Source organism: Cupriavidus sp. FW216-B1 (assembly GCF_058789195.1).
The window spans coordinates 1-15,385 of sequence record NZ_JBYTEL010000022.1 but is presented as its reverse complement, the minus strand read 5'-3'; the positions used below and the strand labels follow the sequence as shown (position 1 = coordinate 15,385).

Annotated in this window: 11 protein-coding genes and 1 rRNA gene; 3 read left to right on the top strand and 9 right to left on the bottom strand. The window is 69.1% G+C overall.

Annotated elements, in window-relative coordinates; genetic code table 11:
* The first annotated feature begins 134 nt into the window (after positions 1-134).
* Complete coding sequence (locus AC3WXD_RS29210) at positions 135-1,412, top strand: branched-chain amino acid ABC transporter substrate-binding protein (protein ID WP_492325244.1); 1,278 nt, start codon at positions 135-137, stop codon at positions 1,410-1,412.
* Between the two features lie 35 nt (positions 1,413-1,447).
* Here the strand turns inward: AC3WXD_RS29210 and AC3WXD_RS29205 are convergent, their stop codons facing one another.
* Together AC3WXD_RS29205 and AC3WXD_RS29200 are read right to left on the bottom strand one after the other, a co-directional pair.
* Positions 1,448-2,701 carry an aminopeptidase gene (locus AC3WXD_RS29205; RefSeq protein WP_492325212.1) on the bottom strand — a complete coding sequence of 418 codons (1,254 nt, stop codon included), beginning with the start codon at positions 2,699-2,701 and terminating at the stop codon, positions 1,448-1,450.
* On the bottom strand, positions 2,698-4,815 hold the full coding sequence (locus AC3WXD_RS29200) for a molybdopterin-containing oxidoreductase family protein (RefSeq protein ID WP_492325211.1): 2,118 nt from the start codon (positions 4,813-4,815) through the stop codon (positions 2,698-2,700). Before AC3WXD_RS29200 ends, AC3WXD_RS29205 begins: the two co-directional genes overlap by 4 nt.
* Positions 4,816-5,173: 358 nt before the next feature.
* Between AC3WXD_RS29200 and AC3WXD_RS29195 the strand changes: the two genes are divergently transcribed.
* On the top strand, positions 5,174-6,355 hold the full coding sequence (locus AC3WXD_RS29195) for an ABC transporter substrate-binding protein (protein WP_020204703.1): 1,182 nt from the start codon (positions 5,174-5,176) through the stop codon (positions 6,353-6,355).
* A 45-nt stretch (positions 6,356-6,400) separates the two neighbouring features.
* On the opposite strand, the gene AC3WXD_RS29190 is transcribed toward AC3WXD_RS29195, so the two are convergent.
* The 5 genes from AC3WXD_RS29190 to AC3WXD_RS29170 form a co-directional block, all read right to left on the bottom strand.
* Positions 6,401-7,465, bottom strand: coding sequence for an ABC transporter ATP-binding protein (locus tag AC3WXD_RS29190; RefSeq protein ID WP_059413462.1), 1,065 nt, complete (start codon positions 7,463-7,465; stop codon positions 6,401-6,403).
* The gene (locus tag AC3WXD_RS29185; RefSeq protein ID WP_020204701.1) at positions 7,462-8,460 is read right to left on the bottom strand and encodes an ABC transporter ATP-binding protein; all 999 of its coding nucleotides are present in this window, start codon (positions 8,458-8,460) and stop codon (positions 7,462-7,464) included. Before AC3WXD_RS29185 ends, AC3WXD_RS29190 begins: the two co-directional genes overlap by 4 nt.
* Positions 8,461-8,481: 21 nt before the next feature.
* Positions 8,482-9,402 (bottom strand): ABC transporter permease, encoded by a 921-nt coding sequence (locus AC3WXD_RS29180; protein WP_492325210.1) that lies wholly within the window; start codon positions 9,400-9,402, stop codon positions 8,482-8,484.
* A gap of 3 nt (positions 9,403-9,405) precedes the next feature.
* Positions 9,406-10,383, bottom strand: coding sequence for an ABC transporter permease (locus AC3WXD_RS29175; RefSeq protein WP_020204699.1), 978 nt, complete (start codon positions 10,381-10,383; stop codon positions 9,406-9,408).
* Between the two features lie 207 nt (positions 10,384-10,590).
* Positions 10,591-12,177, bottom strand: a complete 1,587-nt coding sequence (locus AC3WXD_RS29170) for an ABC transporter substrate-binding protein (protein ID WP_454732247.1) — start codon at positions 12,175-12,177, stop codon at positions 10,591-10,593.
* Between the two features lie 382 nt (positions 12,178-12,559).
* On the opposite strand from AC3WXD_RS29170, the gene AC3WXD_RS29165 reads away from it, so the two are divergent.
* A complete protein-coding gene (locus AC3WXD_RS29165) occupies positions 12,560-13,753 on the top strand; it encodes a M20 aminoacylase family protein (protein WP_029043952.1) in 1,194 nt (397 codons plus the stop codon).
* A gap of 105 nt (positions 13,754-13,858) precedes the next feature.
* Here AC3WXD_RS29165 and AC3WXD_RS29160 read toward each other — a convergent pair whose 3' ends face one another.
* Both AC3WXD_RS29160 and rrf read right to left on the bottom strand, forming a co-directional pair.
* A complete protein-coding gene (locus AC3WXD_RS29160) occupies positions 13,859-14,812 on the bottom strand; it encodes a DUF3047 domain-containing protein (protein ID WP_492325209.1) in 954 nt (317 codons plus the stop codon).
* 353 nt (positions 14,813-15,165) lie between these two features.
* Positions 15,166-15,279, bottom strand: a 5S ribosomal RNA gene (gene rrf, locus AC3WXD_RS29155).
* Between the last annotated feature and the right edge of the window lie 106 nt (positions 15,280-15,385).

Sequence of the window (15,385 nt, the reverse complement as noted above, 5' to 3'; positions counted from 1 at the left end):
CATCGCCGGCGACCCGCGCCACCCGGGCGACCCCGGCGCGCCGCCGCATCGACACCTGCGGGACACGCGGGACCAGCCGGAAAACCGACGCAAGGGGGTTAGCAATGCTTGGACAGTGGATGCGCCCGGCCGGCATGGCCGGACGGCTGGCGACGATGGCGGTGGCGGCGGTACTCACGCTGGCCGCCGCGCTGCCGCTGCCGGCCCGCGCGCAGGACGCGCCGCCGGTGGCCGGGCCGATCAGGGTCGCGTTCATCGACCAGCTTTCCGGGCCGCTGGCCAACGTCGGCGAGATCTTCCTGGCCAACCTGAAGTTCGCGCTCGACGACGCCAACGCCCAGGGCGGCGTGCTGGGGCGCAAGTACGAGCTGCTCAGCTATGACAACAAGCTCTCGCCGCAGGCCAGCCTGACCGCGCTGCAGGGCGCCATCGACGCCGGCGTGCGCATCGTGTTCACGGGCGCCTCCGGCTCGCCGGTGGTGAGCGCGCTGGTCGAGGCCGTCAACCGCCACAACGAGCGCAACCCGGGCCAGCGCATCCTGGTCGTCAACTACGCCTCGCTCGACCCGGACCTGACCGGCATGCGCTGCAGCTTCTGGCTGTTCTCCACCGAGGCCAACGCGGCCATGAAGATGCGCGCGCTGGCCGAGTTCGCGCGCGGCGACCGCGGCATGCGCAAGGTCTTCCTGCTGAATCAGGACTACACCCAGGGGCGCGTGTGGGCGGCGCTGGGCCGGCAGATGATCGCCAACGCGCGGCCCGACGTGGAGTTCGTCGGCGAGGCGCTGCATCCGCTGGCCCGGGTCAAGGACTTCGCGCCCTACGTCGGCATGATCAAGGCCAGCGGCGCCGATACCGTGGTCACGGGCAACTGGGGCCAGGACCTGAGCCTGCTGGTCAAGGCCGCCGGCGACACCGGCTATGCGCTGAACTACCTGAACAACAGCGGCGGCGGCGCGCCCGGCACGGTGGCGGCCGTGGCGCAGGCCAGGAACGCGCGCCTGACCTGGGTCGCCGAGTACATGCCCAACGGCGACGACGCGGCGCTCAACGCGCTCGCCGCGCGCGTGCGGCAGACCCCGGCCGGCGAGTATTTCGCGCCGCGCGTGCTGATCGCCGTGCAGATGCTCGGCGAGGCCATGCGCCGCGCGCAGTCCGACGAGGCGGCCAGCGTCGCGCTGGCGCTCGAAGGCATGCAGTACCGCTCCGCCGTCGGCGAGGTGCTGATGCGCAAGGGCGACCACCAGCTGCTGATGCCGCAGGTGGTGTCGACCATCGCGCCGGTGGACGGCAAGACGGTCAAGGTCGGCGTGGAAGGCACGCAGTACGGTTTCCGCTTCGACGGCATGACGCCGGCGCGGGACCTCAACCTGCCGTCGCTGTGCCGGATGAAGCGGCCCGCGGGCGCCTGATGCGCCCGATGCGCGCACGTGCCTGACGTGCCGGATCAGGGCCGGGCGGCGGGCGCCGGCGCGCTCGTTATGGCTGAAGTGGCCGAAGTGGCCGGCGCCGCCGGCGCATTCTGCGCGGTAGGCATGTCCGGCGCGCCGCTGGCGCGCGCCGCACCCGGCACGGCCCCGCCCGCCGCGCCGCCGCCACCCTCGCCGGCCTGGATCGGCTCGCCCCTGGTGGCCGGCGGCGCCAGCTCGCGCAGGCGCGCGTCGCGCTCGGCGCGCGGCAGGTCGCCGATGCGCCTGGCGGCCGCATAGAAGGCGGTCCAGTCGCCGCCGTTGCGCGCCAGCAGCGCGGTGAAGGCCGGCACCCATTGCTGGTAGGTCGCCACCGCGGCCAGTTGCGCGTTGGTCAGCGGCTTCTCGAACCAGCGGTCGTAGCCGCTGTAGCCGCCCCACTCCACCTTGAGCCGCGCGTATTGCGCGCGCAGCCCGGCGAAGATCGCGGCCTTGCCGGCGCGCTTGGCGTCGTCCGCCAGCGCCGAGCGGTAGAGCGCGTCGAGGCGGTCGCGCGTCTCGAGCAGCATGGCGCGGAACTGCTGGCGGCGCAGGTCGTACTGGCGGTAGCTGGCGCGCGCCTCGGGCGACGCCGCCAGCGCCAGCCAGCGCTCCACGCCGGCGGTCTCCACCGCGGTGGCGAAGGACTCGTTGAAGGTGGTGTCGTTGCGCACGTACACCACCTGGTGCGCCAGCTCGTGGAAGATCAGTCGGGCCAGCTCGCCCTCGGGCTGGTAGACGAAGGTGTTGAGCAGCGGGTCGTCGAAATAGCCCAGCGTGGAATAGGCCGGGATGCCGGCCACGTAGGGTTCGAGCCCGTCCTTGCGCAGGCCTTCGGCGTAGCGGTCGGCGTCGGCCTGGTCGTAGTAGCCGCGGTAGCTGATGCAGCCCACCACCAGGAAGCACCACTTGTGCAGCTCCATCGACAGCTCGGGCGTGGCGAACACGCTCCACACCACGTAGGGCCGGTGCAGGTTGGCGTAGCGCCGGTAGCTGCCGTTGTCGGGCAGCTTGAGCGCCTTCGAGGCGAAGTCGCGGATGGTGCCGGCCAGCGCCAGGCGCTGCGCCAGCCGCGTGTCCTTGGCCTCCCGCGCGGCGGCGATGGCGTCCGGCAGCGGCCGGGATTCGGCCATCAGGCCGAGGTGGCCGCCGATCGACTGGGCGTAGTAGCCGACCGTGTCGCAGCCGGCCAGCATGGCGGCCAGCCCCGGCAAGGCCAGGGCCAGCAGCATGCGGGCCGGCCAGCGGCTCATGGCGCGGCCGGCTCCGGCGTGGCCGCGGCCGGCACGGCTTCCACCTGCACCAGGCAGTCGTAGAACACCGGCGCGCGGCCCAGGTCGGTCAGGCGCTGGCTGGTCAGCTCGTTGGCGTTCTTGCCGTCGGGCGCGAGCTTCTTCCACCAGATCGACAGCCCCACCACCAGCCCGCGCCGGGCGCGGTCGGTCACGCGCGCGCGCGCCAGCAGGCTGCCGCGGTCGTTGAAGGCGCGCACCATGCCGCCGTTGGCGATGCCGCGCGCGGCGGCGTCTTCCGGGTGGATGTCGAGGTGCGGCTCGCCTTCGGTGGCGCGCAGGCTGTCGACGTTGACGAAGGAGCTGTTGAGGAAATTGCGCGCCGGCGGCGAGATCATTGCCAGCGGGTAGCGCGCGGCGAGCTCCGGCGCGGTGGCCGGCGTCTCGTAGGGCGCCACGTAGCCGGGCAGCGGATCGAAGCCGTCGCGGCGCATGGCCTCGGAGTAGAACTCGCACTTGCCCGAGGCCGTGGCGAAGCCGCCCTCGGCCAGCGGCGCGGCCGGCAGGTTGAGCTTCTGCCAGCCCTTTTCCTTGAGCGACGCCCAGTTGATGCCGGCCGCGCGCGGGTCGGCCGCGACGATGGCCTGGGCGGCGATGTCCTCGTCGCTGTCGGCGAAGCACGGCTCGGTGAAGCCCATGCGCCGCGCCAGCCGGCGGAAGATCTCGGTGTTGGGCAGCGCCTCGCCGAGCGGGGCGATGGCCTGGTTGTTGGCCAGGAAGTAGGTGTGGCCGTAGGCCTTGTGCACGTCGACGTGCTCGAGCTGGGTGGTGGCCGGCAGCAGGATGTCGGCGTAGTCGGCGGTGTCGGTGCGGAAGTGATCCAGCACCACGGTAAACAGGTCTTCGCGGCCAAAGCCGGCGGCGACCTTGCTCGAATCGGGCGCGACCGCCACCGGGTTGCTGTTGTAGACCACCAGCGCCTCGATCTTCGGGCCGCCGGCGCCGTTGCCGGCGTCGAGCAGCGCGTCGCCGATGGTGCTCATGTTGACCGTGCGCGGCAGCGCCGGCAACGTGGGCAGCAGGTCCAGGCGCTGCAGCCGCTGCGTGTCGACCGGGAAGAAACCGGAGGTGGACAGTTGCAGGCCGCCCGCGGCATGGCGCCACGCGCCCACCAGCGACGGCAGGCAGGCCACCGCGCGCACCGCCTGGCCGCCGCCGTGGGCGCGCTGCATGCCGTAGTTGAGGCGGATCGCCACCGGCTGGCGCTCGCGCACGGCGAGGTTGCCGTACAGCCCGGCCAGCCATTCGATGTCGGCCGCGTCGATGCCGCACAGCGCGGCCGCGCGCGCCGGCGTGAAGGCCTGCGCGCGCTCGCGCAGCGCCTCGAAGCCCAGCGTGTGGCTGGCGATGTACTCGTGGTCGAGCAGGTCGTCGCGCATCAGCACGTGCATGATGGCCAGCGCCAGCGCGCCGTCGGTGCCGGGCATCGGCGCGATGTGGCGGTGGCACTTCTCGGCGGTCAGCGAGCGGTACGGGTCGATCGCCACCAGCGTGGCGCCGCGTCGCTTGGCTTCCTGCACGCGCGTCCAGAAATGCAGGTTGGAGGCGATCGGGTTGCCGCCCCAGATGATGATGAGCCGGGCGTCGGGCACGTGCTCGATGTCCATGCCGAGGCTGGCGCCGTAGGTGTAGCGCAGCGCGGTGGCGCCGGCGCTGGCGCAGATGGTGCGGTCCAGCAGCGAGGCGCCGAGCTTGTGGAAGAAGCGCGCCGCCATGCTTTCGCCCTGCACCAGCCCCATCGTGCCGGCATAGCTGTAGGGCACGATCGCCTGCGCGTCGCGCGCGGCGATGGCGGACAGGCGCGCGGCCACGGTGTCGAGCGCCTCGTCCCAGGAAATCGGCTCGAACCGGCCTTCGCCCTTGGCGCCCACGCGCTTCATCGGCGTGAGCAGGCGGTCGCGGTGGTAGGTACGGTCCGGGTAGCGCGAGACCTTGGTGCACAGCACGCCCTGGGTGCCGGGATGGTCGGGGTCGCCGGCCACCTTGACGGCGCGCCCGTCCTCGACGGTGACGAGCAAGGCGCAGGTGTCGGGACAATCGTGCGGACAGGCGGCACGGACGATGCGGGAAGCCATGAAATCTCCTGGCGAGCGAGTGGGGGCGGCGGCGCTGCCATTGCCGGGGAGCCGGGCGGCCGGGCGGTCACACCGCGCCGCGGGCCTGGCCGTGCCGCTCCAGCCGGCCGGCCGCCAGCCGATGCCTGGCACGCGGGTCGGGCACGCGGGCCGGGCCTCGCGGGTTGCCTCGCGTGTTGTACGCCGGCGTCGTCCCGGCGGGCGCCGCTGGGAGAAATTATCAGGCTCCGATTGTATTCGATTATGATAGCCCGGCGCTGCGCCGGGGAACCATGCCACGGCGGGCGGCACGGCAGCGCCGGCGCAGACCGGCAGGCATCCACGGGTAAGAAAAACAGACCGTTTTCGCGGGGGAACCATGCAAGTGCATTCTGGGGTCAGGGGCCGGCGCATCGCCAGCCTGCTGGTGGCATGCGCCATCGGCTCGTTCATTGCCAACGCCGGCGCGCAGGGCAGCGCGCAGCCCGGCGTCAGCGCGGACAGCATCGTGCTGGGCCAGTCGGCGGCGCTCACCGGGCCCACCGCGGTGCTCGGCAAGCAGATGAACGCCGGCGCGCAGCTCTATTTCGATTTCATCAACCAGCAAGGCGGCGTGTACGGCCGCAAGATCGAGCTCAAGGCGCTCGACGACTACTACGAGCCGGAGGCCGCGGCCAAGAACACCCGCGCGCTGATCGACGACGCCCACGTCTTCGCGCTGTTCGGCTACGTCGGCACCGCCACCAGCGAGGCCTCGCTGCCGCTGGCGACGCAGGCGCGGGTGCCGTTCTTCGCGCCGTTCACGGGCGCGCAGTCGCTGCGCCAGCCGTTCAACCGCTACGCCTTCCACGTGCGCGCCGGCTACAACGAGGAAACCGCCGCGATCCTGCGCCAGATCCAGACCACCGGCCTCAAGCGCGTGGCCGTGGTCTACAACGACGACGCCTACGGCAAGGCCGGGCTGGACGGCCTCGAGCGCGCGCTCAAGGCCGCGCCGGACAGCGGCGTGCAGATCGTCGCGCGCGAGGGCGTGGTGCGCAACACCGCGGAAATCGGCGACGCCATGCAGGGCGCGATGAAGGCCACGCCGGACGCGGTGGTCATGATCAGCGCGTACCGGACCGCCGGCGCCTTCGTCAAGGAAGCGCTGCGGCGCGGCTACAACGGCCAGTTCTACAACGTGTCCTTCGTCGGCACGCAGGCGCTGGCCAAGGAAGTGGGTCCCAAGGGCAGCGGCGTGATCATCTCGCAGGTCATGCCGCATCCGGGCAACGCCACGCTGCCGGTGGTGCGCGAATACCTGCGCCTGCTGCAGGCGGCCGGCAAGCACAACGACTTCGACTACGCCAGCATCGAGGGCTTCATCGCCGCCAAGGCCTTCGTCGAGGGCCTGCGCCGCGCCGGCAAGGACCTTACGCGCGACAAGCTGATCGCCGCGCTGGAAACCATGAAGAACTACGACCTGGGCGGCTACATCATCAACTTCGGCCCGGACAGCCACATCGGCTCGAAATTCGTCGAGATGACCATCATCAACTCGCGCGGGCAGGTGATTCGCTAGGACGGCGGACACGGCAGACGGCGGCCCGCGCGGCGGGCCGCCAGATCACGCCATGTCGTTCAGATGGCAGGCCGAGAACCGCTGCGGCGCGATTTCCCTGAGCAGCGGCTGCGCCTCGCGGCAGCGCGGCATCGCGTGCGGGCAGCGCGGATGGAAGTGGCAGCCGGGCGGCGGATGCAGCGGCGAGGGAATCTCGCCCTTGATCGCCACGAAGGTCTTCTTGCCGACCTCGAGCCTGGGCGCCTCGGCCAGCAGCGCCTGGGTGTAGGGATGGTTGGGGCTGGCGAACACGTCCTCGGCCGGCGCCGACTCCACCACCCGCCCCAGGTACATGATCACCACGCGGTCGCTGATGTGCTTGACCACGCCGAGGTCATGGCTGATGAACAGGTAGGTCAGGCCGAGGTCCTCGCGCAGGCGCATGAACAGGTTCAGCACCTGGGCCTGGATCGACACGTCGAGCGCGGCGACCGATTCGTCGCACACCAGGAATTCCGGCTTGACCGCCAGCGCCCGCGCGATGCCGATGCGGGCGCGCTGCCCGCCCGAGAACTGGTGCGGGAAGCGGCGCAGCACGGTGGGGTCCATGCCCACGCGCACCAGCATGTCTTCCACGTAGCGCTTCTGCTCGCCGCGCGGCACCATGCCGTGCACCACCGGCGCCTCGCCGACGATGTCCATCACGCGCAGGCGCGGGTTGAGCGAAGCGTAGGGGTCCTGGAAGATCATCTGGATCGCCAGTTGCTTCTCGCGCTTCTTTTCGGGCGGCAGGCGGTCCAGGTCCACGCCCTTCCAGCGGCGCGCGCCTTCGGTCAGCGAATGCAGCCCGACCGCCATGCGGCCCAGCGTGGACTTGCCGCAGCCGGACTCGCCGACCAGCCCGACCACCTCGCCGGTGCGGATGGACAGGTCGACGCGGTCGACCGCGTGCACGACTTCCTCGCGCGCGCCGGCCCCGAACACGTTGGCGATGCGGGCGGCGGCGTCGAGCGACTTGACGAAGCGCTTGGAGACGCCTTCGAGCTGGAGGATCGGCGCGCCGGGCGTGGGCTCGGCGGCGGGTTCGGGCATGCGCGAGGCGAGGGCGGGATCGATCACGGCTGCGCTCATGCGGCCTCCTGCTGGGACAGAACCGGATGGAAGCAGCGCAGGCGGCGCCCGTCGGCCGCGGTGTCGAGCGGGGGCGGCGTCTTGCACACGTCGGTGGCATAGGCGCAGCGCTCGCGGAAGGCGCAGCCCGCGGGCAGGTTCAGCAGCGACGGCGTCATGCCGGGAATCTGCCGCAGCGGCGCGCCGCGCGGATTGCGCGACGGCGCCGAGCCGATCAGGCCGTGGGTGTAGGGATGCTCGGGCCGCTCCAGCACCTGGCGCACGTCGCCGGCCTCGACGATCTTGCCGGCGTACATCACGCACACCGTGTCGGCCAGCCCGGCGACCACCGACAGGTCGTGCGTGATCCAGATCAGCGCGGTGCCGGATTCGCGGCACAGCTTCTGCATCTCGTAGAGGATCTGGCCCTGGATGGTCACGTCCAGCGCGGTGGTGGGCTCGTCGGCGATGATCAGGTCGGGCTTGTTGAGCAGCGCGATGGCGATCGCCACGCGCTGGCGCATGCCGCCCGAGAACTGGTGCGGATAGGCCCGCAGGCGCTCGTCCGGCGAGGGAATGCCGACGCGCGCCAGCGCGTTGCGCGAGCGCTCGCGCGCCACCGCCTTGTCGACCTTCTCGTGCGCCAGCACCGCCTCGATCATCTGCGTGTCGATGCGCAGGACCGGGTTGAGCGTCATCATCGGATCCTGGAAGATCATGGCGATGCGGTTGCCGCGCACGTCGCGCTGCTGCGCGGGCGTGAGGCGGCGCAGGTCGCGCGTGACGCCGTCGCGGCTGGTCAGCTCGATGCGGCCGTCCACGACCTTGCCGGGCGGGTCGATCAGGCCCATGATCGAATAGCCGGTCATCGACTTGCCCGAGCCGGACTCGCCCACCAGCCCCATGATCTCGCCGCGGTTGACCGAGAACGAGACGTCGTCGACGGCGCGCGCCACGCCGGCGCGCGTGAAGAACTGGGTCTTGAGGCCTTCCACCACCAGGGTAGGTTTGCTCATGTTCGCTCCTGTCGTGCTGCGTTACTGCGTCTGCAGGCGCGGATTGAGGACGTCGCGCAGCTGGTCGGCGACCAGGTTCATGGCCACGATGGTGACCACCAGCGCGATGCCGGGGAAGAAGCTGATCCAGTACTTGCCCGACAGCATGTACTGCTGGCCGTTGGCGATCAGCGAGCCCAGCGACGGCTCGGTGATGGGCACGCCCAGGCCGAGGAAGGACAGCGTGGCCTCCAGCGTGATGGCCGAGGCCACCTGCAGCGCCGCGATCACGATCAGCGGCGGCAGGCAGTTGGGCAGCAGGTGGCGGAACATGATCCGGCCCGGCGGCAGGCCCAGGCAGGTGGCGGCCTCGATGTATTCCTTGCGGCGCTCGACCAGCGCGGCGCTGCGCGTGGTGCGCGCGTAGTAGGCCCACTGCACCGCCACCAGCGCGATCACGATGTTGCCGATGCCGGGGCGCAGGAAGGCCAGCAGGATCAGCGCCAGCAGGATCGGCGGAAACGACAGCTGCAGGTCGGCCACGCGCATGATGATCGCCTCGACGCGGCCGCCGAGGAAACCGGCGATCAGCCCCAGCGTGGCGCCCAGCAGCAGCGCGATCACGGTGCTGACCACGCCCACGCCGATGCTGATGCGCAGGCCGTACATGACCGCCGAGAGAATGTCGCGGCCCTGCTCGTCCGAGCCGAGCAGGAAAGTCATGCCGGCGGCGGACTGCTCGCCGGGCGGCAGCCGCGCGTCGAGCACGTCGAGCGTGGCCAGGTCGTACGGGTTCTGCGGCGACAGCCACGGCGCGAACAGCGCGATCAGCACGATGATGACCAGCAGCACCAGCCCGGTGACGGCGATCTTGCTGGAGAAGAACAGGCTGGCGAAGCGCCGCAGCGGGGTCTGCTCGGCGCGCGGCGCCGGCGCCGCGGTGGTTTCGGTTGCGGTTGTCATGGCTCAGCCCTTGTTGTCGGCGATGCGCACGCGCGGATCGAGCACGCTGTAGATGATGTCCACGAACAGGTTGATCAGGATGAACAGCGTCACGATCACCATCAGGTAGGCGACGATGACGGGCCGGTCCAGCAACTGGATCGAGTCGATGATCAGCTTGCCCATGCCGGGCCAGGCGAAGATGGATTCGGTCACGATGGCGAACGCGATGATCGAACCGAACTGCAGCGCGATCACGGTGACGATCGGGATCATGATGTTCTTGAGCACGTGCACGCCGACGATGCGGGTGTTGGACAGCCCCTTGGCGCGCGCGAACTTGACGTAGTCCTGCAGCATGGCTTCCTGCGTGCCGGCGCGCGTGAGGCGGATCACCATCGCGATGTTGAGCAGCGACAGCGTCACCGCGGGCAGCAGCAGGTGGCGCAGCCCGTCCACGGTGAGGAAGCTGACCGGCACGCCGAGCAGCGGCACGGTCTCGCCGCGGCCGTTGGACGGCAGCCAGCCGAGCTGCACCGCGAACACCATGATCAGCATCAGCCCGACCCAGAAGGTGGGCAGCGAGAAGCCGAGGATCGACACGCCCATGATGGTCTTGCCCGCCACGCCGTTCGGGCGCAGGCCGGCCCACAGGCCGAGCGGGATGCCGAGCAGCACCGCCAGCAGGATCGCGCAGATGGCCAGCTCCATCGTGGCCGGCATGCGCTCGAAGATCAGCTTGAGCGCCGGCGTGCCGTGCGCGAACGAGATGCCCAGGTCGCCGTGCAGCGCGTTGCGCAGGAAGATCCAGTATTGTTCCCAGAGCGGCTTGTCGAGCCCGAGCGCGGCGATGGTGCGCTTGATGTCTTCCTGGTCGGCCTGCGGATTGATCAGGATGTCGACCGGGTTGCCGATGGCGAAGACGCCGAGAAAAACGAGCAGCGACATGACGAAGAGCACGACCACGCTCTGCATCAGGCGCCGGATGATGAAGACCAGCATGTTCGGAAGCTTTCCTTCGCCGGTGGCCGCCGCGGCGCCGGTCGGGCGCCGCGCGGCTGCACCGGCAGTCGGCTTGTGGCTAGGCCCGGCTACCGTCCGGGGGTGATTCTGCGGCAGGCGCCCGCCCAGACCGCGGGCGCCTGCCGGCAAAAGCCGACATTGTCATGCAGCAAGGGCGCGCCCTCGTGGCCGCGCCCCGCCGTCACGTCACTGCGGCCGGAAATTGTGCGCGTAGGTCCGTTCGTCGGTACGCGGCACGTAGGTGATGCCCTTCTGCGTGGCCCAGGTCGTCACCTGTTGATGGATCGGGATGATACCGCCATCGTTGATGGCGATCGCGGTGGCTTCCTGCAGCAGCTTGGAGCGCTCGCCGTCGTCCACGGTGGACAGGGCCTTTTCCAGCACCACGTCCATCTTCGGATTGCAGTATTCGCCCCAGTTCACGGTGCCGAAGCCCTTCTTGGCATCCTCGCACGCCAGCAGCGCGCGCAGCGGCGAGCTCACCTCGCCGGTCTGCGCGCCCCAGCCCAGCAGGCCGAACGAGAACTCGTGCTTGATGCCCTTGGCCGAGTAGGTCGCCATCGGCATGCCTTCGACCTTGGTGGCGATGCCGATGCGGGTCAGGTTCTGCGCGATGGTCTGGGCGATCTTCTCGTCGTTGACGTAGCGGTTGTTGGGCGTGTGCAGCGTGATGCCGAAGCCGTTCGGGTAGCCGGCCTCGGCCAGCAGCTTCCTGGCGCCGTCGGGGTCGTACTTGACCGTCTTCAGGTTGGGGTTGTAGCCGAACAGCGTGGGCGGCACCAGGTTGTTGGTCGGCTCGGACAGGCCCTCCATCAGGCGGTCCTTGATGCCCTGGCGGTTGATGGCCATGCTGATGGCGGTGCGCACGCGCGTGTCCTTGAGCGGATTCTTGTCCATCGGCGCGCCGTCCTTGGTGGTGACGAACGGCGACTTGTCGTGCTTGTCATCCGTGTACAGGTAGATCACGCGGTGCGAGATCTTGGAGAAGAAGTTCAGCTTGGGGTCCTTGCGCACCTGCGGCAAGTCCGGCGTGGGCACGTTCTCGATGGCCTGCACGTCGCCCGACAGCAGCGCCGCCATGCGCGTGGCGGGGTTCGGGATGAAGCGCAGCGTGACCTTGTCCCAGGCCGGCTTCGGGCCCCAGTAGTCGGGGTTCCTGACCAGCTCGACCCGGTCGTCGCGCGCGTAGCTGACAAACCTGAACGGGCCGGTGCCGACCATGCCCTTGCCTTGCGCGAAGTCGTCCGAGGTCAGGCCCTGGGTGGCCTTCTTCTGCACGACGAAGATCGACGTCAGGTCGTTCAGCATCAGCGGATACGGCGCGTTGGTGGTGAGCTGGATGGTGTACTTGTCGATCACCTTCTTGTTGATGATCGCCTTGGTGTAGACGTCGAACTTGCCGGGGCTGTTCTGGATGGTGGACGGACGGTCGAGCGACCAGACGATGTCGTCGGTGGTCAGCTCCGAGCCGTCGTGGAACTTCACGCCCTTGCGGATCTTGAATTCCCAGGTCAGGTTGTTGACCAGCTTCCAGGACTCGGCCAGGCCCGGGATGATCTTGCTGTCCGCGTCCATCTTCACCAGGCACTCGAAGACGTGCTCGGAGACGTTGATGTTGGAGAACAGGTTGTAGAAGTGCGGATCCATCGAGGTCGGCGGCGAGCTCATGGCCAGCTTGAAATCGACTGCCTGGGCCTGTCCGGCAAGGCCGAAGCTCATGGCTGCGGTCACTACCACGGCACCAAATGCCTTCTTGCATGTGCGAAGGGACATCGCGCGACTCTCCAGGAAAGTAATGTAGCAAACGACAGTTGGGACAGCGCGGCGCATCGTCCCCCGCGCCGCATTTTGGTGCGGCGGCTGGACGGCCGGATGCGGCAGCGTTGCCGGGCAGGCACATCAAGCATGAACTGTTCCAGCAGTGGACCAAGCGGGGCAATGCGGGGAAACCCCCGCGCGCGGACGCGCGCCTGGACGCGATCCGCGTGCCGCCCGCATGCCTCCTGGATGCCTCCTGGATGCCTCCTGGATGCAACCCGGCGCGGCCGCCGCTGCGCTCCGCGCGGGCCGCCGGCGCGCCGGGCCGCTTTGGCGCTTTATCCGCAGGCATCGTATGATCCGGGTATCCAACGCCCAACACCGGCAAACCGGCATCATGACTCTTCTCCCCGAAATCCTTCAGGCGCAAACCGAGATGCGCGCCATCCGACGCGACATCCACGCCCATCCCGAACTGTGCTTCCATGAGCAGCGCACCTCCGACGTGGTGGCGCAGAAACTCGCCGCGTGGGGCATCGAAGTCCATCGCGGGCTCGGCACCACGGGACTGGTCGGCGTCATCCGCAACGGCAGCAGCGGGCGCAGCATCGGCCTGCGCGCGGACATGGACGCGCTGCCGCTGCAGGAAGCCAATACCTTCGGCCATCGTTCGCAGCACGACGGCCGCATGCATGCGTGCGGCCACGACGGCCACACCACCATGCTGCTGGGCGCGGCCCGCTACCTGGCCGAGCACCGCAATTTCGACGGCACCGTCAACCTGATCTTCCAGCCGGCCGAGGAAGGCGGCGGCGGCGCGCGCGAGATGATCAAGGACGGCCTGTTCGAGCGCTTCCCGTGCGACGGCGTGTTCGGCATGCACAACTGGCCCGGCATGCCGGCCGGCTCGTTCGGCACCACGCCGGGACCGTTCATGGCGTCCAGCAACGAATTCCGCATCGTCGTGCGCGGCAAGGGCGCGCACGCCGCGCTGCCGCACAACGGCAACGACCCGGTCTTCACCAGCGCGCAGATCGTCTCCGCGCTGCAGGGCATCATCACGCGCAACAAGCGCCCGATCGACGCCGCGGTGATCTCGGTCACGCAGTTCCATGCCGGCGACGCCACCAACATCGTGCCCGACCAGGCCTGGATCGGCGGCACGGTGCGCACCTTCACGCTGCCGGTGCTCGACCTGATCGAGCGCCGCATGGAAGAGGTGTCCCGCGCCGTCGCCAGCGCGTTCGATTGCACCGTCGATTTCGAGTTCCGCCGCAACTATCCGCCCACGGTCAACAGCGAGGCGGAAACCGCGTTCGCCGTGGAGGTCGCCGCCGATCTGGTGGGCGCGGGCAATGTCGACGGCAAGTACGAGCCGACGATGGGCGCCGAGGACTTTTCCTTCATGCTGCAGGAAAGGCCGGGCTGCTACCTGTTCATCGGCAATGGCGAAGGCGTGCATCGCGAAGCCGGCCACGGCCTCGGCCCGTGCATGCTGCACAACCCCAGCTATGACTTCAACGACGAGATCCTGCCGGTAGGCTCCACGTTCTTCGTCAAGCTGGTGGAGAAGTGGCTGGCGCCTGCCTGAGCGCGCTGCCGCGGCCCCGTTCGCAAAACAAAAAGCGCCGGAGGACTTCCGGCGCTTTTTTGTATTGGGATTGCCTTGCGATGCGGGGTTCGCGCGGCGCGGGCTTCAGTCGAACGCGATGTCGCCGTACCAGCTTTCCGCGTGGCTCCTGGTGTTGTCGGTGTCGGTCATGATGCCGATCGCCAGCACCTTGCCGGGATCGGCGCCAAAGGCCTTGCGGTAATCCTCGCTCAGGTCGCGGCGATGGCAGCGCCATTCGTTGGCGTGGGCGGTGCCGGAGTCCACCACGATCATGCGCACGCGGTCCGTGTGGGGGTTGGAGACCACCGAGCCTTCCGGCTTGCGGCTGCCCCAGACGTACATCAGCGTGGCATAGGGCATCTCGCGCCCGGTGGTCAGCCGCGCCATTTCGTACATCAACTGGTCCTTGAGCGACAGGCTACCCTTGTCGCCGTCGAACGCCACGAAGATGCGCAGCGGCGAATCCTCGCGCGGCGCCTGGGCGTTGTCGGCGCTGCGGATCACGTCGCGCGTCTTCCAGGTCCAGTTGAGCATGCCGGGGTCGCGGCTGATCAGCGGCACGTACAGGCCGGAGGCCGAACTGTCGGCTTCTGCATGCAACACCGTGCGATGCCCGACTTCCGTCAGCGTATAGCGCGTGGGCGTCTTGTTGCGATTGACCTTCCAGGGCTGCCAGCCGGGTGGTTCGGCACTCCCGGCGGGAGCCGCGGAAAACAGCGGCAGCCGCGCCAGCAGGGGCGGTGGCTCGACCGCATCGGTGAGCGATTCGGCTTCGGCGCCGGCCGCGTTGGCGGCCATCAGTTTCTCGGCGGGACGGTCGGCCGAAGCGCCTGTCTCGGACAGGCTGGCCTGCTTGAGCGCCTCGATATGCGCCGCGAAGCGGCCGCAGTCGATCGCCGACGGCGCGGCGATGGCGCCCGGTCCCGACTGCACGGCCGAGACCTGCTCCTGGGGAGGCGTTCCCAATGTGCCGCAACCCGCCAAAATCAGCGCGCCAACCACGCCGGTCAGCGCCGGCAGGCAAAATCTGGCCGCCATCGTTCCCCCAAACCTGGATCCCGCGGCCTGTCGCGGCGCGCGACGGCGTCGCCTGACCTTGGTTTTCTGGAAAATCTTTCGAACTGCGCAATGCATCGAACCGCTTCACGCAGCTTCCCGAGCCGCGCTTGGAGCTACGGTAACAGAACGATATGGGGGAAGGAAGGCTCCAGTACCCTGATGCATGCCAATGCGGGGGTTCTGACGGGCGGACGCGACAGTGGGGCCGCGGCGCGGGCCTCTTACGCGGTCATCGGAGTCGCGCTGCCGACGTGATTGAGGCGGAAGCCAATTTGGTCGCCCTAAAAAGCAAAACCCCCCAGTACGTACGTACTGAGGGGTTTTAAGAGAGAGCCTGGCGATTACCTACTTTCACACGGGTAATCCGCACTATCATCGGCGTGGAGTCGTTTCACGGTCCTGTTCGGGATGGGAAGGGGTGGTTCCAACTCGCTATGGTCACCAGGCATGAGCGGTGTGTTGCGCTGGGCCTGCTGGCCAACGCAACGAATAGGGATGTAGTCAGGTTGTGACGGTACCGGCCAGGCTGCTGAGCAGCGGCACGCGATACGT